The sequence below is a fragment of the Pseudomonas sp. StFLB209 genome (assembly GCF_000829415.1).
In the GTDB taxonomy this organism is placed as follows: Bacteria; Pseudomonadota; Gammaproteobacteria; order Pseudomonadales; family Pseudomonadaceae; genus Aquipseudomonas.
This window is the reverse complement of record NZ_AP014637.1, coordinates 1,160,754-1,185,000: the sequence shown is the minus strand read 5'-3', so window position 1 is coordinate 1,185,000 and position 24,247 is coordinate 1,160,754. Positions and strand designations below refer to the sequence as shown.

Sequence of the window (24,247 nt, the reverse complement as noted above, 5' to 3'; positions counted from 1 at the left end):
TGATCCGGTGGTTCTGTATGGAAGGGCCATCGCTCAACGGATAAAAGGTACTCCGGGGATAACAGGCTGATACCGCCCAAGAGTTCATATCGACGGCGGTGTTTGGCACCTCGATGTCGGCTCATCACATCCTGGGGCTGAAGCCGGTCCCAAGGGTATGGCTGTTCGCCATTTAAAGTGGTACGCGAGCTGGGTTTAGAACGTCGTGAGACAGTTCGGTCCCTATCTGCCGTGGACGTTTGAGATTTGAGAGGGGCTGCTCCTAGTACGAGAGGACCGGAGTGGACGAACCTCTGGTGTTCCGGTTGTCACGCCAGTGGCATTGCCGGGTAGCTATGTTCGGAAAAGATAACCGCTGAAAGCATCTAAGCGGGAAACTTGCCTCAAGATGAGATCTCACTGGGATCTTGAATCCCCTAAAGGGCCGTCGAAGACTACGACGTTGATAGGTGGGGTGTGTAAGCGCTGTGAGGCGTTGAGCTAACCCATACTAATTGCCCGTGAGGCTTGACCATATAACACCCAAGCCATCTGCACAGCAGTGGCGGTGTGTGAAGACGATACAGCCGAAAGCTGATCAACAAACGCCGAAAAATGTTCACATAACCGAATTTGCCAGCGTGTGAAAACGCACTGGCTACCGAATTTCTTGACGACCATAGAGTGTTGGAACCACCTGATCCCATCCCGAACTCAGTAGTGAAACGATACATCGCCGATGGTAGTGTGGGGCTTCCCCATGTGAGAGTAGGTCATCGTCAAGATTCAAACACAGAACCCCTGATCGCTCTGCGATCGGGGGTTTTGCTTTGCGCGTAATAAAACTCTGTGGGAGCGAGCTTGCTCGCGAAGCTGTTGCAACTGGACGCTGCCCTGCTTAGCCCTTATGGTGCGCTTGGCTATTTTTCCAACAGGTCAGGGATGCACGCATGCCACACACTACCTCACTGAACGCCGGTTTCATGGTGGTTCATGGCAATCGACTGGACGAGTTGCGCAGCCTGGCGGTGTCCTGGATGCGGCGTTACCCTCTGGCGCCGCTGGAGAATGAAATTGCCTTGGTACAGAGCAACGGGATCGCGCAATGGCTCAAGCTTGCCCTGGCCGAAGATACCGAGGATGACGACCTCGGCGGTTGCGGCATTGCCGCCGCTATCGATGTGCAACTGCCGGGCAGTTTCATGTGGCAGCTTTACCGCGCCGTACTGGGCCGTGATGAGATCCCGCAGACCTCTCTATTGGACAAGGCGCCCCTGACCTGGCGGCTGATGCGGTTGCTACCGGAGTTGATCAATCAGCCACACTTCGAGCCGCTGCAACGGTTCTTGACCGCAGACACCGACCTGCGCAAGCGTTATCAATTGTCCGAGCGTCTCGCTGACCTCTTTGACCAGTATCAGGTGTATCGCGCCGACTGGCTGGAAGACTGGGCTGCCGGTCGCCATCAGTTACGTTCGGTGCGCGGCGAAATCAAGCCATTGAACCCGGCCAATATCTGGCAGGCCGAACTGTGGCGCGCCCTGCTGCACGATGTCGGTGTTGCCGGTATGGCCCAGAGCCGTGCCGGAGTGCATCAGCGTTTCATCGAGCGGGTTCAGACCATGACCGATGCGGTGCCGGGGTTACCGCCACGGGTCATCGTCTTTGGTATTTCATCGTTGCCGGCCCAGGCGCTGGAGGCTTTGGCCGGTCTGGCCAGGTTCAGTCAGGTGCTGCTGTGTGTGCATAACCCGTGTCGGCACCACTGGGCCGATATCGTCGCTGACAAAGACCTGCTGCGTCACCAATACAAGCGCCAGGCACGTAAACCCGGTACGCCTCAGGTGCTTGATCCACAGACTTTGCATCAGCACGCGCACCCGTTGCTCGCAGCCTGGGGCAAGCAAGGCCGTGATTACATCAACCTGCTGGACAGTCACGACAACCCGCACAGCTATCGTTTCTGCTTCAAGGACGAGCGCATTGACCTGTTCAGCGAGGGCGAGCCACACCACATGCTCAGCCAGTTGCAGGACGATATTCTGGAACTGCGCCCGCTGGACGAAACCCGTGAGCTATGGCCCGCAGTCGATACCCTGCAAGACCGCTCGATCCGCTTTCATGTGGCCCACAGTGCCCAGCGTGAGGTGGAGATTCTCCATGATCAGTTGCTCGCCCGGTTCAGCAAAGATCCGCAGTTACGCCCCCGCGATGTGATCGTCATGGTCCCGGACATCGACAGCTATGCGCCACACATCCGCGCAGTGTTCGGCCAGCTTGAGCGCGACGACAAACGCTTCATCCCCTTCACCCTGGCAGACCAGGGCCAGCGTGGTCGCGAGCCGCTGCTGATCGCGGTGGAGCATTTGCTCAAGCTGCCGGACAGCCGTTTTCCGGTCAGTGAAATCCTTGACCTGCTGGATGTCCCGGCGCTGCGTGCCCGCTTTGGGATCAAGGAGCGTGACCTGCCGACCCTGCATCGCTGGATCGAAGGCGCCGGTGTGCGCTGGGGGCTGGATGCCAGTCAGCGCGAAGGTCTCGGATTGCCCGAGGCGCTGGAGCAGAATAGCTGGCAATTTGGCTTACAGCGCATGCTCTTGGGGTATGCAGTAGGCTCCGGCGCCGCGTTTCAGGACATCGAACCTTACGATGAAATCGGCGGCCTGGACGCCGCGCTGATCGGCCCGCTGGTGGCCTTGATTGATGCGCTGGATGTGGCGCATGCCGAGCTTTCCACGCAGGCCACTGCGCAGGACTGGGGTGTGCGTCTGCAGAACCTCATTCAGGTGTTTTTCCAGGCGCAGAGCGAACACGATGACTACCTGCTGGTGCAGTTGGAGAACCTCCGTGAGGACTGGCTACAGACCTGTGAGTCAGTCGGTTTGCTCGATCCATTGCCGCTGACGGTGGTACGCGAAGCCTGGCTGGCCGGTCTCGATCAAGGGCGTCTGTCGCAGCGTTTCCTCGCCGGCTCGGTCAACTTCTGCACACTGATGCCGATGCGTGCCATTCCGTTCAAGGTGGTCTGCCTGCTGGGCATGAACGACGGTGACTATCCGCGCGCGCAGCCGCCGCTGGACTTCGACCTGATGGGCAGTGATTACCGCCCCGGTGACCGCTCACGTCGCGAGGATGATCGTTATCTGTTGCTTGAAGCCGTGTTGTCGGCCCGTGACCAGCTGTATATCAGTTGGGTCGGCCACAGCATCCGGGACAACAGCGAGCGGCCCTCTTCGGTGCTGATCGGCCAACTGCGTGATCACCTGGCCAGTGGTTGGCGACTCGCGCAGGACGAGTCTGACCTGACGAGCGGTGAAGCTCTGCTCAACGCGCTGACCCTGGCCCATCCGCTACAGCCGTTCAGTGCCCGGTATTTTCATGAAGGTTATGGCTACTTCAGTTTTGCCCGTGAGTGGCAGGCGCTGCACAGCGGCGACGCAGCGCCTCTGGAGCAGACCCAATTGTCTGCCCATGATCCACAAGAGCCGCTGACGCTGGCGCTGTTGCAGGATTTCTTGCGTAATCCGGTCAAGCATTTCTATACCCAGCGGTTGAAAATTTTCTTCGATCAGGCCCAGGCACCACTGGCTGATGAAGAGCCGTTCGTGCTTGATGCGCTGCAACGCTATGGGCTCAGTGAAAGCCTGCTGGCTGCGGCGCTGCTCGACCTGGATAACAGCGACCAGGCCATGCAGTCCCAGGCGCAACGCTTGCAGGGCAGCGGTCTGTTGCCGATGGCCGGGTTCGGCACCTCAATGCAGGCCGAACTGATCGCGCCGTTACCGGATGTACTGCAACGTTATCAATCATTGCTCAGCCGCTGGCCTGAGCCGGTCCATAGCGCTTTGCCGGTCAGCTTCGAGTACCGCCAGGTGCGTCTTGAAGGCTGGCTGGGCGGCTTGCATCGCAATGCTCAAGGTCAGTTGCTGGCGGTCACCGTGGTGCCCAATGCCATCGGCTCGCAAAAGACCCGCAAATGGCATCGTCTGATCCGTCCATGGGTCAATCACCTGGCGGCTTCGGCTTGTGACCTGAGCCTCACCACCGCCTTGGTGGCCAGCGATGAAACCCTGCTGTTGCCGCCTCTGGAGGTAGACGCCGCCCGTGAGTGCCTGGGTTATCTGTTGAGCGGCTGGCTCAACGGTATGCAGCATCCGTTACCGGTCGCCGCCAAGACGGCGTTTGCCTGGCTGGCTCAGGCCGGCGACGATCTCAAGGCTGAAGCTGCGGCGCGTAAAGCTTATGAAGGCGATGGTCAGAACACTAACGGCGAACGCGCCGAAAGCACGGCACTGTTGCGCCAATACCCGGATTTTGCCGCTCTGCAAGACAGCGAGCTCTTTTCCGGCTGGTGTGAGTCGCTGTACAAACCCTTGTTCGATGCGCCCTGGCAGGGCGAGGAGGCCGGTCAATGAATAGCTCCCTGACCTCGCGCCCCCTGGCGCTGCGCTTTCCGCTGCGTGGCAGCCAACTGATCGAAGCCAGCGCCGGCACCGGCAAGACGTTCACCATTTCGGCGCTCTACCTGCGCCTGGTACTGGGCCATGGTGACGAGTTGACCGGCTTTGGCCGTGAGTTGTTGCCGCCGCAGATTCTGGTGGTGACCTTCACCGACGCCGCGACCAAGGAACTGCGTGACCGGATTCGTACCCGTTTGGCTGAAGCGGCACGTTTTTTCCGCGACGAGATCCCGGCCCCCGATGCCTTGATCGCCGAACTGCGCAGCGACTTCGAGCCTGAGCAATGGCCCGGCTGCGCGAGCCGGCTGGATATCGCCGCGCAATGGATGGACGAAGCGGCTGTTTCGACCATTCACAGCTGGTGCCAGCGCATGCTGCGTGAGCACGCCTTCGACAGCGGCAGCCTGTTTACCCAGAGTCTGGAAACCGACCACAGTGAATTGCTCGGCGAAGTGCTGCGTGATTACTGGCGACGTTTTTGTTACCCCATGGATGGCGTTGCACTGGACTGGGTGCGGGACCACTGGGGCGGGCCGAATGCGCTGTTATCACGGGTGCGCGGCCTGTTCGGTCGTGATTACCCGGTGGTGGAACAAGAGCCTGCGCAGTTGATCGCTGAGGCACTGGAGCGGCGCCGTGCCGCGCTGCGGGCACTCAAGGCACCCTGGGCAGCCTGGGCACAGGAACTGGATACGATCTTCACCCAGGCGGTGGCGGCCAAGCAGGTCAATGGCCGACAGATTCAAGAGCGTTACTTCAAGCCCTGGTTCGACAAACTCACTACTTGGGCGCAGGACGAGGATCAGGTCGACCTTGATCTGGGTACCGGCTTTACCCGTCTGACGCCTGACGGCGTTGCTGAATCCTGGAAGAGTAACCCGCCGACGCACCCGGCACTTGATGCCATGCTGACTCTCAAGCGTCAGTTGGACGACCTGCCGACCCCCGATGCGCAGTTATTGCAGCATGCCGCTCGCTGGGTCAGCCTGCGTTTTGAAAGCGAAAAACGCCGCCGTGCCGAAATGGGCTTCGACGACATGTTATTGCGCCTCGATGCTGCGTTGAGTGCCGGTGGCGGTGACCGCCTGACGACCCTGATCCGTGAGCAGTTCCCGGTGGCCCTGATCGATGAATTCCAGGACACCGACCCGGTGCAGTACCGGATCTTTGACAGTATCTATCGTCTGGAACAAAACGACGAAAGCACCGGTCTGTTCCTGATCGGCGACCCCAAGCAGGCGATCTACGCCTTTCGCGGTGCTGATATCTACACCTACCTGCGCGCCCGTAAAGCCACTGCGGGCCGTTGGCATACACTGGACACCAATTTTCGCTCCAGTGTCGCCATGGTCGAGGCGGCCAACCAGGTGTTCATGCGCGCCGAGCAGCGAGACAGCGGGCGCGGTGCGTTCCTGTTTCGCCACGGCAATGACAACCCGGTGCCCTTTGCCCCGGCGCTGGCTCAGGGGCGCAAAGAGCGTCTGGAACTTGCCGGCCAGCCGCTCACGGCACTGACCATCTGGCAACTCTGTGACGATCAGCCCGTCTCCGGTGCAACCTATCGACAGCAACTGGCGGCGACCTGTGCCAGTGAGATCGTCCGCTTGCTCAATGCCGGTCAGCGCGGGGAAGCCGGTTTTGTCCGCCCCGGCGAGGCGCTGCGCGCGCTGTTGCCAGCAGACATTGCGATCCTGGTACGCGATGGCAAAGAGGCCCAGGCGGTGCGCGGCGAGCTGGCCGCCCGTGGGGTGCGCAGCGTGTACCTGTCGGATAAAGACTCGGTGTTCGCCGCCCAAGAGGCCCATGATGTGCTTGCCTGGCTCAAGGCCTGTGCCGAACCGGATGCCGAACGGACCCTGCGTGGCGCACTGGCGAGCATCACCCTCGGCCTGCCACTGACCGAGCTGGAACGGCTGAATCAGGACGAACTGGCCTGGGAGCGGCGGGTGATGCAGTTTCGTGGCTATCGCAACGTCTGGCGCTATCAGGGCGTACTGCCGATGCTGCGTCGCCTGCTGCATGACTTCCAGTTGCCGCAGACCCTGATCGCCCGCAGTGATGGCGAGCGGGTGCTGACCAACCTGTTGCATTTGTCCGAGTTGCTGCAACAGGCCGCCGCTGAACTGGATGGCGAGCAGGCGCTGATTCGCCATCTGGGCGAGCAGTTGATGCTCAGCGGCCAGGCCGGTGAAGAGCAGATCCTGCGTCTGGAAAGCGACGAGCAACTGGTCAAGGTGGTGACCATCCACAAATCCAAGGGCTTGCAGTACCCGTTGGTATTTCTGCCGTTCATCTGCTCCAGCAAACCGGTGGATGGCAGTCGCCTGCCGCTACAGTTTCACGATGATGACGGCTTGGCGCGGATCAGCCTGCAACCGACCGCAGAGCTGATCGAACGCGCCGACGATGAACGCCTGGCTGAAGACCTGCGCTTGCTTTATGTGGCGCTGACCCGCTCTGAGCACGCGTGTTGGCTGGGCGTCACCGACCTCAAGCGCGGCGCCGGGAAAAACTCGCAACTGCATCGCTCGGCGCTGGGCTACCTGCTCGGTGGTGGTGCTGCACTGAGCGATAGCGCGCAACTGGGGGAATGGCTCAATGCGCTGGTCAAGGACAGCCCAGCCATGTTGCTGGAGCCACTCCCTGAGCCTTGCGCAGAGCGCTTTAGCGCGCCACGTAATCAGGCCGCGCTGCTCAAGCCGCTGACGCCTCGGCGCAAGGCGGCTGAAAACTGGTGGATTGCTTCCTACAGTGCGCTGCGCATTGGTGATGGCATGCTCACTGGCAGCGACAGCGCACCAGACACGGCGCTGGCCCAGAAGCTGTTCGACGACGACCGTCCTGACCCGCAAGCGGCCCGTGAAGCAGTACCGGGTGCTACCGACATTCATCGCTTCCCGCGCGGGCCGAATCCGGGCACCTTTCTCCATGGCCTGCTGGAATGGGCCGGTAAAGAGGGCTTTGCACTGACGGCCAGTGATCCCGAAGGCGTACGCGACACCGTGGCGCGGCGTTGTAGCCGGCGCGGCTGGGACAGCTGGATCAAACCGCTCAGCGACTGGCTGCTGGACCTGTTACAGATGCCATTGCCGTTGCCGGGCAATGCCTCGTTGAGCGGCCTTGAGCAACCCAATCAGTACCGGATCGAGATGGAGTTCTGGTTCGCCAGTCGTCAGGTCGATGTGCTGCGGGTGGATGAGCTGGTACGCCGCCATACCCACCACAACCTGCCTCGTGCGCCGCTGCAGCCTGCCGCGCTCAATGGCATGTTCAAAGGCTTTATCGACCTGACCTTTGAGCATGAAGGGCGCTACTACGTGGCCGACTACAAATCCAACTGGCTGGGTGCCGATGACGACGCCTACACACCGGCGGCCATGGAGACGGCGATGCTTGAACACCGTTACGACTTGCAATACGTGCTGTACCTGCTGGCGCTGCATCGTCAGCTCAAGGCGCGCCTGGCCGACTACGACTATGACCTGCACATGGGCGGTGCTCTGTATCTGTTCTTGCGCGGTAACCGGGCGCCGGGGCAGGGCGTGTATTTCACCCGGCCACCCCGCGAGTTGATCGAAAGCCTCGACTTGCTGTTTCAGGGCCTGTTACCCATCCCGGCTGAGTCAGGAGAGCCCGCATGAGCCGTACCCTTGCCCAGTTACTGCCTACCCCGCTGCAGGCTGACAGCCTGACTGGCCTGGCGCCGCTGGCGCGGGTCGATCACCTGCTGATGCTGCTTGACCGCTGGAGCGAGCGTGGCTGGCTGCGCTCGCTGGACCGGGCATTCGTGGCGTTTCTGGCCAGCCTTGATCCGCACGCCGACCCGCGGGTACTGCTGGCGGCAGCCTTGACCAGTCACCAGTTAGGTCATGGTCATGTGTGCCTGGACCTGTTCGAGACCCTCAAGGCGCCTGACTTCGCCCTGTCGCTGCCGCCGGAAGGTGACGTGCAGAGCGGCCCGATGCTGCTGCCGTCACAACTGCTGGCCGGCCTGGACGGCGCCGCCTGGTGTCAGGTTCTGGAACACAGCGCACTGGTCGCTCTGGCACCAGGTGAAGACCGGCAGCGGCCGCTGGTGCTGGCCGGGCGGCGTCTGTACCTGCGCCGCTATTGGAACTACGAACGGCGTATCGATGCGGTGTTGCACCAGCGGCTGGCTGAGCAGGAGGCGACGCCGGCCGACCTGCGCACGCGCCTGGATGCGCTGTTTGGTCAGGCCGGCGAGCAGATCGACTGGCAGAAACTGGCCTGCGCGTTGGCAACCCGCAAGGCGTTCAGCATCATCACCGGCGGCCCAGGCACCGGCAAGACCACCACGGTGGTACGCCTGCTGGCGCTGCTTCAGGCGCCGGCAGTGGCCAGTGGTCAGCCGCTGCGCATCCGGCTCGCCGCGCCGACCGGCAAGGCCGCGGCGCGGCTCACCGAGTCGATCAGCCAGCAAGTGCAACAGCTCAAGGTCGATGAGGCAGTGCGTGAGAAGATCCCCAGTGAGGTCACCACTGTCCACCGCCTGCTGGGCAGCCGCCCCGGCACCCGGCATTTTCGTCACCATGCCGGTAATCCGCTACCGCTGGATGTACTGGTGGTGGACGAAGCGTCGATGATCGACCTGGAAATGATGGCCAACCTGCTCGATGCCTTGCCGCCACACGCACGAATGGTGCTGCTCGGTGACAAGGACCAATTGGCTTCGGTAGAAGCGGGTGCGGTATTGGGCGATTTGTGTCGCGACGCCGAAATTGGCCTGTACAGTCCGCATACCCGCGCCTGGCTAGAGTCGGTCAGCGGTGAAAGCCTGGCCAGCAGTGGCCTGCAGGAAGGCGATGGGCAGCAGCATCCGTTAGCCCAGCAGGTGGTGATGCTGCGGCACTCACGACGCTTCGGCCAGGGCAGCGGCATTGGCCAACTGGCTCGGCTGGTCAATCGGCAGGAACATGCCAGGGCGCGCGAGCTGCTGGCAGCCAACAGCCATTCCGACCTGCATGTGCGCTTGTTGAAGAACGAGCAGGATCGCAGTTTTGAGCGCCTGGCACTGGAAGGACTCGGCGAAGGCGCTGACAGCCCGCAAGGTTACCGGCATTACCTGAACGTGCTGGCAATCGAGAGACCGACAGAGGGCGCCGATCTGCTCGATGAGTGCTGGACAGTATGGGCACGCTCGGTGTTGCAGGCGTTCGATGAGTTCCAGTTGCTTTGCGCGGTACGCAAAGGCCCGTGGGGTGTCGAAGGGCTCAATCAGCGTATTACCCAAGCCTTGTTCAGTGCCGGCCTGATCGACGACGAGCTGTGGTATGAAGGCCGCCCGGTGCTGATGACCCGCAACGATTATGGCCTGGGCTTGATGAACGGCGATATCGGCATCACCTTGCGGGTACCGGAGCGCGAAGGTGAGACGCGTCAGGTATTGCGGGTGGCTTTCCCGCGCAACGACGGCAGCGGCGGTGTGCGGTTTGTGTTGCCTAGCCGGCTCAACGATGTCGAGACGGTGTATGCCATGACCGTGCACAAGTCCCAGGGCTCGGAATTCGCCCACACTGCACTGATCCTGCCCGATGCCTTGAACCCGGTGCTGACCAAAGAACTGATCTACACCGGCATCACCCGTGCGCGTAAATGGTTCAGCCTGATCGAGCCACGCCAGGGTGTTTTTGAGCAGGCCCTGCAACGCAAGGTCAAGCGTTTGAGCGGCTTGATGCTGGAGCTGTAACCCCGCCAAACCAGGGTGCATGCGCTGTGCGCCCTGGCCTCTTCTTGCCGGCCTGCTGATTACCGGGGCGTTCAGTTCGCGCCTTTGCGGCCACTCGCTGGCCTGTGGGCACTAATATCGCTCAAGCGGCCAAAATGTAGCAGATGCGTTTTGCCTTGAACGCAACGTTTGCTTCTGAAATGCATAATTGTGGGAAACCTGGCAGGTCCCTACCATCGATTTTCAAGGATGACGCCCCCTTCCTCCCGCCACGTCACCGACTACCTGCTGGAGCTTCGAATAATGACAACTGCGCAGATGACGACCCAACCGCTGGCCGGCCGCATGCCCCGTAGCAAGCTGTACAAGTTGGTCATCGCTTCCTCCATCGGCAACGCCCTGGAGTGGTTTGACCTGATCGTTTATGGCTTCTTTGCCATGACCATTTCCAAGCTGTTCTTCCCTGCCGCCGATGAAACCGTGTCATTGCTGCTGGCCTTGGGCACCTTTGCCGTGTCTTACCTGATTCGTCCACTGGGCGCGATCGTGCTGGGTTCCTACGCCGACCGGGTCGGACGCAAAGCTGCGATGCTGGTGTCCATCTGGCTGATGATGCTCGGCACCTTGCTGATCGCGATCATGCCCACTTATGCCACCATCGGTATCCTGGCCCCCATCGGTATTTTTACCGCGCGGTTGATCCAGGGGTTTTCTGCCGGTGGCGAATTCGGCAGTGCCACGGCGCTGCTGGTCGAGCATGCGCCAGAGCGCAAAGGGCTGATCTCCAGCTTCATGTTTGCCAGCCAGGGCATCAGCGGCCTGCTGGCATCGGGCTTCGGTCTGCTGCTCAGCTCGACCTTGACCGTCGACCAACTGGAGTCCTGGGGCTGGCGTATTCCGTTTCTGTTCGGCCTGCTGATCGGCCCGGTGGGGCTGTACATCCGGCGGCATATTGAAGAAGCCGGCGAGTTCAAGCAGAGCGAAGCCGAGCACGCACCGGCCGGTACGCTGTTCAGGCAGCACAAGTACCGCATGCTGCTCGCCATTGGCGCGTTGGTGCTGTCGACCTCGGTCAGCTACGTGATCATCTACATGCCCACTTATGCGGTAAAGCAACTGGGCCTGACCGCCTCGATCGGTTTTGCCGGTACGCTGCTCAGTGGCCTGGTGCTGACCGTGCTGACGCCCTTCATCGGTCACCTTTCCGATGTGTTTGGCCGCACCCGCATCATGTTCTGGGCCGCGCTGGTGTTCATCGCCAGTATCTACCCGGCGTTCTCCTGGCTGGCAGCGCAGCCGACCCTGATGGCGTTGCTGGCGGTACTGTTCTGGATGAGCGTCCTGAAGGCTGTGTATTTCGGCGGTCTGCCCGCGCTGATGGCTGAGCTGTTCCCGACCCGCGTGCGGGCCACCGGTATGGCGCTGAGTTACAACATCGGCACCACAATCTTCGGCAGCTTCACACCGTTCTTTGTTGCCTGGCTGATTGGCGCCAGCGGCAACAAGCTTGCACCGAGCTTCTACCTGCTGGTCACCGGTCTGCTCAGCCTGATCACCTTGCTGGCCATTACCCGGCAGCTCAAACGCAACTGATCGCCAGCTGGCCCGGCGTTTGGCCGGGCCACCCCACCTCCTGCCTGTTCTTGCCCCGCCATGGTCGTGACGGGCGAGGACTCGCACGCCAACGATTCGCTGATTGCCGCCAATCACCTGAAGATTCTGGAGTGGACCATGTCTGATTTGCGCCTTACCTGTGCATTGCTCACCAGCGTCGGCCTGTGCGTCGCAGGCCCTGCCCGGGCCGACCTGCTCGATGACAGCCACCTGACCCTGGGGCTGCGCAATTTCTACGTCGACCGCGATTTCAAACAGGCCAATGCGCCCAAGTCACGCACCGGCAGTTGGTCGCAGGGCTTTGACTTGCAGTTCAAGTCCGGTTACACCGACACACCGATCCAGTTCGGTCTGGACCTGGGCGCCGACTTTGCCTATCGGCTCGATGGCGGCAAAGGCCGCTCGCCCGATGGTGTGCTGCCGGTCAGCACCGATGGCAGCCCGGTCAAGGATTACGGGCGGGCCAACCTGGCGGTGAAGTTGCGCTATTCAAAGAGCGAACTGCGCATCGGTGACCAGCGGCCGAACTTGCCAGTGGTGTCCTACGACCCGGCCCGGCAACTGGTGACCCGCTACGAGGGCGCGGTGCTTGAGTCGCGGGAGGTCAAAGACCTGACCCTGACAGCCGGGCGGCTCTGGAGCATCACCGGCCGTGAGTCTTCCGAACGCGAAGACCTGTACCTGTGGGGCGATACCCCGGCGCAAGCCAGCGACGGTCTGGATTTCGCTGGCGCCACCTATGCGTTCACCCCGCAGTTGTCCGGCTCGTATTTCTACGCACAACTGCAGGACATCTACCGCCAGCATTACCTGGGGCTGGTGCACAAGGCTGCGTTGGGCGGCGGTTTCACGCTCAAGACCGATGTGCGCTACTACAACACCCGCGAGCAGGGCCAAGCGTTGTCTGGCCGGGTGGATAATCGCACCTATGGGCTGATGTTCAGCCTGAGCAAAAACGGCCACACCTTGGGTGCCGGTTACCAGCGCATGCTGGGCCTGGACACGTTCCCGACCTTTAACAACTACGCGCCGGCGCCGTTTCTGATCAACTGGTCGGCGCTGGGCTTCGTCAAGCCTGGCGAACGTTCCTGGCAACTGCGCTATGACTATGACTTTGCCGCCGTGGGCGTGCCGGGCTTGAAATGGATGGCGCGCTGGATGGAGGGCAACGACATTGATCTGGGCCAGCAGAGCCACGAGACCGAACGCACCTCAGTGCTCAGTTACGTGGTGCAGAGCGGGCTCCTCAAGGGGTTCGGGGCCAACTGGATGAACATCGGGGTCAACGTGCGCGAATCCTCGCGTTACGAAGAAAACCGCTTGGCCCTGACTTACTCCGTGAACTTCTGGTAGGCGTGTCCGGCTCGGGGGGCTGGCTGACGCTGACCAATTGTTCCTCCAGAAAACTCAGGAAATAACGGATCAGCACCGGCAGCTTGCGCCCGGCCATGATCTGCACCTGCAGGCTACGCTGGCGCAATTGCGGGTCGCTCATCGGCACCAGCAGCAGGTTGTCACGCGCGGCGGTGCCGCTGACGGTGGCGGCGCCGCACAAGGCAATCACGTCCGTGGAGTGACGAACCGCGTTATAGATCGCGCCCAGAGAGTGGCTGGCGTAGGCCGGCACAATGTTCATGCTGTGCAGGTTGCAGGCGATGTCGAACAGATAGCGGATGGTCGACCCGGCATGCGGCAGGGCCAGTGGATACTGCGCCAGTTCCTGCACGGTCAATGATTCGCTGCTCGCCAGCGGGTGACTGACAGGCATCAGCGCGCTGATCGGCGAGTCGCAACTGAGCGAAATCTCCACCCCCAGGGTCGGCGTCAGGCTGAAGGTCAGCGCGATGTCGGCTACGCCGTCCTTGACCAGTTGCGAGGCCCTTGCGGCGTCCACCACCTGTAAATCGAAACTCGCACCGGGATGAAAGGCCCGGAACTGCGCGCACACCCGTGGCAGAAATTCCCAGGCCATGCCTTCCGGGCAGGCGAGGGTGATGGTGTGCTGTTGCAGGGTGTTGAGGCCGCGCATCTCGGCAATCACGTTGCGCACTTCCAACTGATTGCGGTTGGCGTAGGCCAGCAGCACTTCGCCTGGCTCGGTCAGTTGCATGCCTCGCGGTTTGCGCTCGAACAATTGCAGCCCGAGGTTTTCTTCCAGGTTGCTGATCTGTCGGCTGACCGCCGAAACGGCCACGTGCAGCTCCTCGGCAGCAGCCGAGAGCGAGCCGGTCCTGGCCACGCTGTGGAAGTAACGCAAGGGCAGGTCATGCATGGCGCGGCTCCATTGATGCTTCAGGCAAGTGCAAGGCTGGCTTGCAAAAAAGACAAGGTTGAATTGAGAACTTGATAATTGTTGCAACTCAGGCTGCCACGTTAACCTCTGCGGCACTGTTCGGTCGAGGGCTTGCTGGTCGCGCCCGACGACCAATGCCTGATAGCAAGGAACCTGATATGTCGATCTCTTCTGCCTGCTCACGTGAACATGCTCTGGAACTGGCCGCACGGCACTACAGCAGTGGTGCGTTCCTGCAAATCCTTGACCGCCGTGTCGCCCAGCGTACCGAAAGCCAGAACCCTGATTGCAGCGCAGCACTGCACGCCTATCTGCACGACGAATTGCAGCCGGTGCTGTTGGGCATGGGCTTCAGTTGCCGGATCATCGACAACCCGCAGGCCGGCAAACCGCCGCTATTGCTGGCTGAGCGTATTGAAGACCCGGCTTTGCTGACCTTGCTCAGCTACGGCCATGGTGACGTCACCAGTGGCCAGGATGAGCTTTGGCAGCAAGGCACTGCGCCATGGCGCACGAGCATCAAGGACGGACGCATTTATGGGCGTGGAACGGCCGACAACAAGGGCCAGCACAGTATCAACCTGGCCGCGCTGGATGCGGTGCTGCAGGTCCGCCAGGGACAGTTGGGGTTCAACCTGAAAGTCATCTTCGAAATGAGCGAAGAAGTGGGCTCGCCAGGGCTGGAGCAAGCGTGCCGTGAGCATGCCGAGGCGTTGTCTGCGGATCTGTTCCTGGCCTCTGACGGACCGCGGGTGCGTCATGACCTGCCGACGCTGTTTCTCGGCTCGCGTGGGGTGTGCCAGTTCCGTCTGAGCCTGGACACCGGCAATGGCAGTCGTCATTCGGGCAACTGGGGCGGGATCATCACCAACCCGGCGATTGTCATGGGCCATGTGCTGGCGAGCCTGGTATCGGCCAGCGGGCAATTGCAGGCCGACTTTCTGCGCCCGGCACCGATCAGTGAGTCGGTCTCGGCGCTGGTGCGTGATCTGCCGGTCGGTGGTGAAAGCTTCGACCCGCAGCTCAATCTGCAGTGGGGTGAACCCGGTTTGAGCGTGGGCGAGAAGTTGTTCGGCTGCAATACCCTGGAAGTGGTGGGGATGTCTGCGGGCAGTACCGTCAAGGTGATTGGCGCGATTCCTGGCCGGGCGGAAATGGTCTGCCAGTTACGTTTTGTCCAGGGCACCGACTGGCAGGGGCTGGCGGATAACCTGCGTCGCCATCTTGATGAGCAAGGTTTTACCGAGGTGCAGGTGCAGATCGATGGCGGCTATGCGGCGACCCGGCTCGACCCGGCGCACCCTTGGGTCGGCTTCGTCAGCCGCTCAGTCAGCACCAGCCTGGGCGAGCCGGTGAGTATTCTGCCGAATCTGGGCGGGACCATCCCCAACCATTGCTTCGCTGATGTACTGGGCTTGCCGACGGTATGGCTGCCGCACTCTTATCCCTCCTGCAAGCAGCACGCGCCGGACGAGCATTTGCTGGAAAGCATCGTTGAGCAAGGGCTCAAGGCGGCGGCCGGGTTGTTCTGGGATCTGGGTGAGCAGGCCCAGGCGCTGCGCGCCCGATTGCCTGCCTGAGGTGCATCGGCCCGCACGACGGGCCGATGAGCCTGCCGATCAGTCGGTCTTCTGTTTGCGCCAGTCATCCGAGCCGGAGGTGCCGCTGACTTTGTGGGTCCAGCTGATCTTGCGGTAAGTCATGTAGACATCTTGCAGGTGAGTGAAGTGGGCACTGCCAGGGTCCTGGCAGTTGTGCATGTAGTCGCGGATCTCGACGATGATCGCGTCCACCAGATGGGTGGTGTAGTAATGCTCCTGGGTTCCGGACTTGGAGGTGCGGTACCACTCGATTTCAACCTCGGGCAGCAGCTCGCCCTTGGTCAGGGCTTCCAGCAATAAGGGTGAAGCCCTGTCGAACACCTTGGTGATGCACACCGCATCATGGACCCGCTGCCCGGCGGGCTGTCCGGACTGAGGGTCGGTGGGCAGGCTGATCTTGTGGCTGAAGGCCTGGACCAGCACTTGGTCTTCATGTTCTTCCTGATAGTTGTTGCCCACCGAGTCAGCGGTGGAAGCGCCTTTGGTGATGTGCCCTTGTTTACTGCCGGTGATGGACATATAGGCCGGTGTAGCCATGGAGGTTCTCCTTGCAGGCTCAAGTGCCCGCCGAGTCATTCGGCGAGGCCACCTGATGCACAAGTCAAGAAGCGTGCCTTTCGTTTAAATTGCTTATAAATCAATGTCTTAATTTTTTATTGGAAGCTTTCTGGCGTATTTTCAAGCAAAAATCGCGCATCCTTAAGCACTGCACTGCGCAGTTCTTTGCGTCCCTCTCCGCTCCTGCGTATACAGCTTTCCAACAAATCATCCACAGGGTTATCCACAGGCTGGCGGCAAGCCTTGCGCATCAAGGCGGTGAGCTAGTATTCGAAGGGAAGGCACAATTGCTGCCCGCAGTAGCTCGATGAGCAAGCCTTGCTGCTGTGCACGCCAATGGAGAACAACAATGAAAATCGCATTCATCGGCCTGGGTAACATGGGCGCGCCCATGGCCCGTAACCTGCTCAAGGCCGGGCATCATTTGCATCTGTTCGATCTCGACACTAACGCCCTGGCTGAGCTGGCAGCCCAAGGCGGGCACATCAAAGACTCTGCCAGGCACGCGGCGCAAGGCAGTGACCTGGTGATTACCATGCTGCCGGCGGCGGCGCATGTAGGCAGCGCGTTTCTGGGCGAGAACGGTATCTTGGCCGGTATCGCTACCGGGACCCCGGCGCTCGACTGCAGCACCATTGACCCGCAGAGCATCCGCGACATCGCCACGATTGCCGCCAGCCAGGGCGTGGTAGTGGGTGATGCTCCGGTATCCGGCGGTACGGCAGGGGCCAATGCCGCGACGCTGACGTTCATGGTCGGCGGCTCGGTTCAGCACTACGAGCGGGTCAAGCCTGTTCTGGCGCAGATGGGCCGTAATATCGTGCATTGCGGTGAGGTGGGTACCGGGCAAATCGCCAAGCTGTGCAATAACCTGCTGTTGGGTATTTCGATGATCGGCGTCAGCGAAGCCATGGCCTTGGGTAACGCACTGGGTATCGATACTCAGGTGCTGGCCGGGGTCATCAACAGCTCCACCGGCAGTTGCTGGAGTTCGCAGAGCTACAACCCCTGGCCGGGTATCGTCGAGACCGCACCGGCTTCACGAGGCTATACCGGTGGCTTTGCCGCCGACCTGATGCTCAAGGATCTGGGCCTGGCCACCGAAGCGGCGCGGCTTGCCCATCAGCCGGTATTGCTCGGGGCGCTGGCCCAGCAGTTGTTTCAGGCCATGAGCCAGCGGGGCGAAGGCGGGCGGGATTTTTCCGCGATCATCGAGAGTTATCTGAGCCGCCACTGACCCTGCCGTAGTTGATTAACCCAGGCCGCGCTCGTCCCATACCTTGCGGGCGCTGTGATGCAGGATGCCGTGCCGCTTTGCCAGGGCATGGCGATCCTTGCTGTAGCCGCCGCCGATCACCCCCATTACCGGGATATCGCGGCCCAGACAATGGTGCAGCACGGCCTCGTCACGGGCCGCCAGCCCCTGATCGGTGAGCTTCAGATACCCCAGCGCGTCGTCCTCATGAACATCGACCCCGGCGTCATAAAGCACCAGGTCAGGCTGGTAGAACGGCAGCAGGTAATTGAGCGTGTCGTCCACCACCTTCAGATAGTCCATATCGCCCATGCCCATGGGCAGTGGAATATCCCAGTCGCTCTGTGCCTTGCGCGCCGGGAAGTTCTTCTCGCAGTGCAGCGACACGGTAATCGCATCATCGGTATCGGCCAGCAGCCGGGCCGTACCGTCACCCTGATGCACGTCGCAATCGAAGATCAGCACTTTGCCCACCCGACCGCTGCCGAGCAGGTAATGGCTGATGATCGCCAGGTCATTGAAGATGCAGAAACCTGCCGGGTAATCGTAGTGGGCATGATGCGTGCCGCCGGCCAGATGACAGGCCATGCCGTGTTGCAAGGCATGTTCGGCGGTCAGCAGCGAGCCGCCCACCGCGCGTACTGTGCGGCGCGCCAGCGCTTCGCTCCACGGCAGCCCGAGACGGCGTTGATCCTCTCTGGACAACTCGCCGCTCATGAAGCGCTGGATATAGGCCGGCTCATGGGCAAGGGCCAGAATATCCGCCGGGCATAGCTCAGGGCGTAGCAGTTGCGCGTCAGTGGTTACGCCGCTGTCGACCAGGTGATCGCGCAGCAGGCGGAATTTGTCCATCGGGAAACGGTGGTCGGCCGGGAAGGGCGGGCTGTAATCGTCGTGGTAGATCAGCGGCAGTGGCATTTTTCTTTAGCATCAGGGTCAAACCGCGATAGTGCCAGTAACCTAACTGATCGCACAGTTGCAACTACACTGCCGCGATGATTGAAGATGGCCCGGAGACATGACGGATGGAACCGATACTCACGCTCGATAGCCCGCGATTGACGATGCGCCAATGGCGCGACGACGACCTGCCGGCCTTTGCCGCCATGTGTGCCGACCCGCAGGTGATGCGCTACTTCCCTGAGCCCATGAGCCGCTTGCAGTGCGCCGCGATGATTGGCCGCCTGCGCGGGCACTTTGCCGAGCTGGGGTTCGGCCTGTGGGCGCTGGAGCGCAAGGACACCGGTGCGTTCATCGGTTTTACCGGTTTGCTGGTGGTGGACTTCGAGGCGCCGTTTACCCCGGCCGTGGAAATTGGCTGGCGGCTGGCGCGTGAGCATTGGGGGCTGGGCTTTGCCAGCGAGGCGGCCTGGACGGCACTGGGCTGTGGCTTTGAGCGGCTGGGGCTGGATCAGGTAGTGTCGTTTACCGCGCGCAGCAACCTGCCCTCTCAGAAAGTCATGCAGGCCATCGGCATGCACGCCGACCTGCAGGGTGATTTTGACCATCCGGCGCTGGCCGATAATCATCCGCTCAAACCCCATGTGCTGTACCGCATCAACCGTGAGCAGTGGCTTTCGACCCTGCAAGGCTGAAGGATTTTGTATCATTGGGCTCTATAGCCGCGTTTGAACGCGCAACCTCTGTGTGCAAGGAGTCATGAATGAGCCGAGTGCTGGAAGATCTGGTCGATCTGCTGACGCTGGAATCCATCGAAGAAAACCTGTTTCGCGGCCGTAGCCAGGACTTGGGCTTTCGCCAGCTGTTCGGCGGCCAGGTGCTGGGCCAGTCGTTGTCGGCGGCCAGCCAGACCGTAGAAGATGACCGCCATGTGCATTCGCTGCACGGTTACTTCCTGCGCCCAGGTGATGCCCAGTTGCCGGTGGTCTATCACGTTGATCGGGTACGCGATGGCGGCAGCTTCAGTACCCGGCGCGTCACCGCCATCCAGAAGGGCAAGCCGATCTTCACCTGCAGCGCTTCGTTCCAGTACGACGAGCAAGGCTTCGAACATCAGGCGGCGATGCCACAGATTGCCGGTCCGGAAAACCTGCCTTGCGAGCTTGAACTGCTGACTCGCCGCGCGCATCTGATCCCCGAAGCGATGCGCGAGAAATTCCTCTGCCCCAAGCCCATCGAGTTTCGTCCGGTAACGGCTGAAGATCCCTACGATCCCAAGCCGGGTGAGCCGGTCAAGTACATCTGGTTCCGCGCCGATGGCACCCTCAAGGATGTCCCGGCGCTGCACAAATACCTGTTGGCCTATGCCTCGGACTTCAACCTGCTGACCACCTCGCTGCTGCCCCACGGCAAGACGGTGTGGCAACGCGATATGCAGGTCGCCAGCCTGGATCACTCGCTGTGGTTCCACAGTGACCTGCGCGCCGACGACTGGCTGCTGTATGCCATGGACAGCCCGTGGGCCGGCAACTCCCGTGGTTTTTCTCGTGGCAGCGTGTACAACCGCGCCGGACAACTGGTGGCCTCGGTCAGCCAGGAAGGCCTGATTCGTCATCGCAAGGACTGGGCATGAAACTGAGCGAGATTCGCCATTGGGTGTTCGACATGGACGGCACCCTGACACTGGCAGTGCATGATTTCCTGGCCATCAAGCGCGCCCTGGACATTCCGCCCGAGGCCGACATTCTCGGCCATCTGGCCAGCCTGCCGGCAGACGAAGCCGCGGCCAAACACGCCTGGCTGCTGGAGCACGAGCGCGAGTTGGCGGTAGGTTCCAAAGCCGCGCCCGGTGCGGTGGCGCTGGTGCGCGAGCTGGCCGGGCGCGGTTACCGGCTGGGCATCCTGACCCGCAATGCCCGCGAGCTGGCGCATATCACGTTGGCGGCGATTGGCATTGCCGACTGTTTCGCCGTGCAGGACGTCCTCGGCCGCGACGAGGCCACCCCCAAGCCCGACCCGGCCGGGCTGCTCAAACTGGCCAGCGCCTGGGATGTCGCGCCGCAGAACATGGTGATGGTCGGCGACTACGTTCACGACCTCAATTGTGGCCGCGCGGCGGGCGCCCACACCGTGCTGGTCAACCTGCCCGACCATGTCCCGGACAATCCCTGGCCGGAACTGACCGACTGGCATGCCGCCGATTGCACAGCGTTACAGGCGATGCTGGATTCATGAGCGTCGTAGGAGCCACTTCAGTGGCGAAGGGATCAAGGTTTTCGCCACTGAAGTGGCTCCTACGGGCTCCTACGGGTTCCGGGCTTATAGCGGTTTGAACAGTACCGCCTGACCTTCCGGCGAGGTAAAGATCGCATCGCCGTTGTGCGCCACGTTCGGCACCAGCACGATGCGCTGGTTCAGGCCGGTAGGGTGGCGTTTGGTCAGGTAATCGAAGTAGTTATGCCCGCGCGTCAGCCGATCAGCGCCCTGGGCCTGGGCAGCGCAGCTCTTGTCCAGCGAGACATGGTTCGGGTCGTTGTCCTGTAGCGCCAGCAAGTAGGTTACGTCACGCTGCACATAGGCTTTCTCAAGGCTGGCGCGTTCGACCTTGGCGGCGTAGGGCGGCAGTTTTTCCAGGCCGTATTTCCAGTCGTTGAAGCCCGGGCAGTTGCTTGCCGGGTTGGCCACCGGCCGCTCTGCGTCAAACCAGGCATAGGTCGAGGGCGTGGCGATCACGTAGCGCAGCCGAATGTGCGCCTGTTTCAGCCGCGCCTCCTCACGACCGCCGAGCAATGCATAACGCTGGGCCATCTGCGCGCCGCCCGAATGCCCGGCGATCACGATTTCCTTGAGGTTGGGGAACAGCTTGTCGTCGCTCAGACGCTTGAGAATGTGATCCAGCACGGTAAAGGAGCTGACCGCCTTGCTGCCCACCGAGCGGCTGCCGGAAATCCAGTCGTCTTCATGCCAGCGTAGAATATTGTCTGCCAGGTGGTGGGCTGCGATGTCTTTTTCATCCAGAAACTGCGGGGCGATCAACAGCGTGCGGCTGCGCTCTTTGGACTGGTTGGCGGCGCGCTCGACGCTGCGCAGGTAGGTCGGGGCGTTACGCTGGCGGCCATGGATGACAATCACCACCCGTTGGATCTGTGGTTTGGGGTGGACCCACTCCTGGCTTAACCCCAGGGTGGCCTGCGCGCCGTTGATCGCCAGCCGGTCCGGGCTCAGGGATTTTGCGGGAGGGGTTTCGGCATGGGCGCTCAGGCTCAGAACAGTGCTGCTCAACAACAGGGCCAACAACGGTTTGATCATTTATTCACAGGCTCTTGGCGGCGAAGGTATCGCATTGGTTGATGTTGCCCTGGGCGAAGCCGGTCTTGAACCAGCGCACCCGTTGTTCGGATGTTCCGTGGGTAAACGAGTCGGGCACCACATGGCCGCGGCTCTGGCGTTGCAGGCGATCATCGCCAATGGCGTTGGCCGCATTCAAGGCTTCTTCAATATCACCCGGTTCCAGCCAGTTCAAACGCTTTTGCGCGTTGTGTGCCCAGACCCCGGCCAGGCAGTCGGCCTGCAACTCCTGGCGCACCAGCAGGCCACTGCTGCCTTCAAGGCGTCGGCCGCTCTGGCGCGCGGCCTGGAGCTTGGCGGAAATGCCCAGTAGGGTCTGTACGTGATGACCCACTTCATGGGCAATCACATAAGCCTGAGCAAAATCGCCGGCCGCTGAAAAGCGCTGGGACATTTCCCGGAAGAAATCCAGGTCGAGATAAATTTTGCGGTCGGCCGGGCAGTAGAATGGCCCGGTGGCCGAGGTGGCATAGCCGCAGGCCGAATTGACCTGGCCGTTGAACAGCACCAGCTTGGGCTCCTGATACTGCCGGCCTGCCTGGCTGAACACGGCTTGCCAGTTGTCTTCGGTATCACCGAGCACGGCGCGCACGAATTCGGTCTGCGGGTCACTAGTGGGGAGAGTGGATTGACTCTGGGGGCTGAGCGGTGCGCTCTGTTGCCCCAGTTGCCCGGTGATCTGGCCAAGAATCTGCAGCGGGTCCTGGCCGGTGATCAGGCCAAACACTACGATCAGGGCCACCCCGCCCAGGGTAAGCCCCTTGCCGCCGACCCGCATGCCGCTACGGTCACTGCGAGCATCGACCACGTTGTCGCTCCGTCGGCCTTTTTTCCACAACATACAACTGCCCTCGACAAACAACCGGCCTTGCTGACGTTTTTGAACGGCCTGACAAACAAGTGTTGCTGGTGTAATCGGGCTACGCCAGCCCGTCGGTCACTTCAGGGTACTGGCAGTTTGCTGTGGCGCGGCATCGGCAAACCGGTCGACCCGGCGCAGGCTCTTGAAACCGGCCATCCAGGCGCCTACGACGCCGAGCGTGCAGAGGCTACCGGTGATCGCCGCCGGGATCGCACCGATCAGTGAGGCGCTGGTGCCGGCGCGAAATTCACCCAGCTCGTTGGAAGAACCAATGAACAGCATGTTCACCGCATTGACCCGCCCGCGCATGGCATCGGGCGTTGAGAACTGCACCAGCGATGAGCGAATGTAGACACTGACCATATCGGCTGCCCCGGCGATCAGCAGTGCCACGAACGACAGCCAGAACAGCGTTGACAGTGCGAACAGCAGATTGGCCAGGCCGAAGATGCCCACGGCGATGAACATGGTCAGGCCCACATGACGGTCCAGCGGCCGAACGCTCAGGTACACACCGGTGACCAGCTCACCCAGGCTCATGGCGCTGCGCAACGCTCCCAGCCCCTGTGGGCCAAGGTGCAGCACCTCATGGGCGTAGATCGGCAACAGCGCAATCACGCCACCGAGCAGCACTGCGAACAGGTCAAGGGAAATGGTGCCGAGAATAATCGGTCGCGAGCGGATAAAGGCGATCCCGGCAGTGAAGCGCTGCCAGCCGCTGCCTTCCAGCGGGGCGCGGGCTTCGGCGTAAGGGGTGGCCACCAGTGGCAGCAGCAGGATGCCGGCGATGAACGCGGCGACGCAGGCCGAGTAGGTCAGCTCCGCGCCGCCCAAGGCATACAGAGCGCCGCCGATCAGCGGACCCGCTACGGTGGAGCAGCGCATGATTACGCTGTTGGTCGCGATGGCCGAAGCCAGGCGCTCGCGGGGCACGATTTGTGGCAGCAGGCTCTGCAGGGTCGGGCCGGTAAAGGCCCGTGCAGCGCCGTAGAGCACCAGCGCGGCGTAGACCAGGCGCACGTCATGCAGGTCAAAGAATGAAAACAGCAGCAGGATGACCCCGCACAGCGCCTGCACGATCCAGCTCAGAATCAGGATCAGCTTGCGATCATAGCGGTCGATCAGGTCGCCGGCCGGCATCAACAACAGCAGCATGGGAATGAATTGCGCCAGGCCCGCATAGGCCAGCGCCATCGGATCGCGGGTCAGGTCGTAGACCTGCCAGGCGACCACCACGGCCTGGATCTGCATGGCGAACATGGCCAGCAACCGGGCGAACAGAAACGCAAGAAATCCGGGTTGACGAGCCAGACCCGATGAAGTGGAAGTCGAAGCAGGTGATTCGCAACTCAAGGCAGGTACCCACACACGCGGCAGATAAGCGAGTACGCGTTATACCGCAAATGATAGGTAGCTGCCTATTGAAGCAAGCGCGACCTTGGTCGCGGATGTAGCGTTAAGTTCACTAGCGATGCCGATGTTGTCGCTTCTGCTTTTGATCTTCGAGCCGAGATGGCACAGACGACGCCGAACGCCAAATCGGCGCCGGAGCGAGGGAATCCCGCTTGAAGCGGGACTAGCCGTCGCAAGCGCTTTGGTTCCTTTGGCGCATTAAAGGAACCCGCCCGTCGGGGCGGAACCTGAGGCTCAGACAACTGCGGCAAAGATCCTTGCTACGAACGAAAGATTTG

The 24,247-nt window shown here is 61.6% G+C and carries 16 protein-coding genes and 2 rRNA genes (1 of these 18 running past the window's edge); 12 read left to right on the top strand and 6 right to left on the bottom strand.

Going from position 1 to position 24,247, the window contains the following annotated elements; genetic code table 11:
• From PSCI_RS05450 to PSCI_RS05420, 7 genes are all read left to right on the top strand, one after another.
• Positions 1-515, top strand: a 23S ribosomal RNA gene (locus tag PSCI_RS05450); it begins 2,377 nt to the left of the window's first position.
• Positions 516-648: 133 nt separating this feature from the next.
• Positions 649-764: ribosomal RNA gene (gene rrf / locus PSCI_RS05445) — 5S ribosomal RNA — on the top strand.
• 165 nt (positions 765-929) lie between these two features.
• Positions 930-4,394 carry an exodeoxyribonuclease V subunit gamma gene (recC, locus tag PSCI_RS05440; protein WP_045483808.1) on the top strand — a complete coding sequence of 1,155 codons (3,465 nt, stop codon included), beginning with the start codon at positions 930-932 and terminating at the stop codon, positions 4,392-4,394.
• The gene (recB, locus tag PSCI_RS05435; RefSeq protein ID WP_045483805.1) at positions 4,391-8,080 is read left to right on the top strand and encodes an exodeoxyribonuclease V subunit beta; all 3,690 of its coding nucleotides are present in this window, start codon (positions 4,391-4,393) and stop codon (positions 8,078-8,080) included. Before recC ends, recB begins: the two co-directional genes overlap by 4 nt.
• Positions 8,077-10,146, top strand: coding sequence for an exodeoxyribonuclease V subunit alpha (gene recD / locus PSCI_RS05430; protein WP_045483803.1), 2,070 nt, complete (start codon positions 8,077-8,079; stop codon positions 10,144-10,146). The genes recB and recD overlap by 4 nt, the downstream gene beginning before the upstream one ends.
• A gap of 282 nt (positions 10,147-10,428) precedes the next feature.
• Positions 10,429-11,718 (top strand): MFS transporter, encoded by a 1,290-nt coding sequence (locus tag PSCI_RS05425; RefSeq protein ID WP_045483800.1) that lies wholly within the window; start codon positions 10,429-10,431, stop codon positions 11,716-11,718.
• Positions 11,719-11,856: 138 nt separating this feature from the next.
• Positions 11,857-13,092 (top strand): OprD family porin, encoded by a 1,236-nt coding sequence (locus PSCI_RS05420; RefSeq protein WP_045493878.1) that lies wholly within the window; start codon positions 11,857-11,859, stop codon positions 13,090-13,092.
• Here the strand turns inward: PSCI_RS05420 and PSCI_RS05415 are convergent.
• A complete protein-coding gene (locus tag PSCI_RS05415) occupies positions 13,022-14,011 on the bottom strand; it encodes a LysR family transcriptional regulator (RefSeq protein WP_084709856.1) in 990 nt (329 codons plus the stop codon). The two genes, PSCI_RS05420 and PSCI_RS05415, sit on opposite strands and share 71 nt — an antisense overlap.
• A gap of 179 nt (positions 14,012-14,190) precedes the next feature.
• On the opposite strand from PSCI_RS05415, the gene PSCI_RS05410 reads away from it, so the two are divergent.
• Positions 14,191-15,612, top strand: coding sequence for a M20 family metallopeptidase (locus tag PSCI_RS05410; RefSeq protein ID WP_045483797.1), 1,422 nt, complete (start codon positions 14,191-14,193; stop codon positions 15,610-15,612).
• Between the two features lie 39 nt (positions 15,613-15,651).
• Here PSCI_RS05410 and PSCI_RS05405 read toward each other — a convergent pair whose 3' ends face one another.
• Positions 15,652-16,170 (bottom strand): Hcp family type VI secretion system effector, encoded by a 519-nt coding sequence (locus tag PSCI_RS05405; protein ID WP_045483794.1) that lies wholly within the window; start codon positions 16,168-16,170, stop codon positions 15,652-15,654.
• Positions 16,171-16,540: 370 nt separating this feature from the next.
• Between PSCI_RS05405 and mmsB the strand changes: the two genes are divergently transcribed.
• Entirely contained in the window at positions 16,541-17,428 is an 888-nt protein-coding gene (mmsB, locus tag PSCI_RS05400; RefSeq protein ID WP_045483791.1) for a 3-hydroxyisobutyrate dehydrogenase, read from the top strand.
• 15 nt (positions 17,429-17,443) lie between these two features.
• Here the strand turns inward: mmsB and PSCI_RS05395 are convergent, their stop codons facing one another.
• Positions 17,444-18,364: a histone deacetylase family protein gene (locus PSCI_RS05395; RefSeq protein ID WP_045483788.1), complete on the bottom strand. Its 921-nt coding sequence runs from the start codon at positions 18,362-18,364 to the stop codon at positions 17,444-17,446.
• 107 nt (positions 18,365-18,471) lie between these two features.
• On the opposite strand from PSCI_RS05395, the gene PSCI_RS05390 reads away from it, so the two are divergent.
• The 3 genes from PSCI_RS05390 to PSCI_RS05380 all read left to right on the top strand — a co-directional run bounded on the left by PSCI_RS05390 (position 18,472) and on the right by PSCI_RS05380 (position 20,581).
• Positions 18,472-19,041: a GNAT family N-acetyltransferase gene (locus tag PSCI_RS05390; RefSeq protein ID WP_045483785.1), complete on the top strand. Its 570-nt coding sequence runs from the start codon at positions 18,472-18,474 to the stop codon at positions 19,039-19,041.
• Positions 19,042-19,109: 68 nt separating this feature from the next.
• Positions 19,110-19,979: an acyl-CoA thioesterase II gene (gene tesB, locus PSCI_RS05385; protein WP_045483782.1), complete on the top strand. Its 870-nt coding sequence runs from the start codon at positions 19,110-19,112 to the stop codon at positions 19,977-19,979.
• Positions 19,976-20,581 (top strand): HAD family hydrolase, encoded by a 606-nt coding sequence (locus tag PSCI_RS05380; protein ID WP_045483779.1) that lies wholly within the window; start codon positions 19,976-19,978, stop codon positions 20,579-20,581. The genes tesB and PSCI_RS05380 overlap by 4 nt, the downstream gene beginning before the upstream one ends.
• A gap of 84 nt (positions 20,582-20,665) precedes the next feature.
• Here the strand turns inward: PSCI_RS05380 and PSCI_RS05375 are convergent, their stop codons facing one another.
• The 3 genes from PSCI_RS05375 to PSCI_RS05365 form a co-directional block, all read right to left on the bottom strand.
• A complete protein-coding gene (locus PSCI_RS05375) occupies positions 20,666-21,655 on the bottom strand; it encodes a hypothetical protein (RefSeq protein ID WP_045483776.1) in 990 nt (329 codons plus the stop codon).
• 4 nt (positions 21,656-21,659) lie between these two features.
• A complete protein-coding gene (ypfJ, locus tag PSCI_RS05370) occupies positions 21,660-22,535 on the bottom strand; it encodes a KPN_02809 family neutral zinc metallopeptidase (protein WP_045493872.1) in 876 nt (291 codons plus the stop codon).
• Positions 22,536-22,631: 96 nt separating this feature from the next.
• Positions 22,632-23,909, bottom strand: a complete 1,278-nt coding sequence (locus PSCI_RS05365; protein ID WP_045483773.1) for an MFS transporter — start codon at positions 23,907-23,909, stop codon at positions 22,632-22,634.
• Between the last annotated feature and the right edge of the window lie 338 nt (positions 23,910-24,247).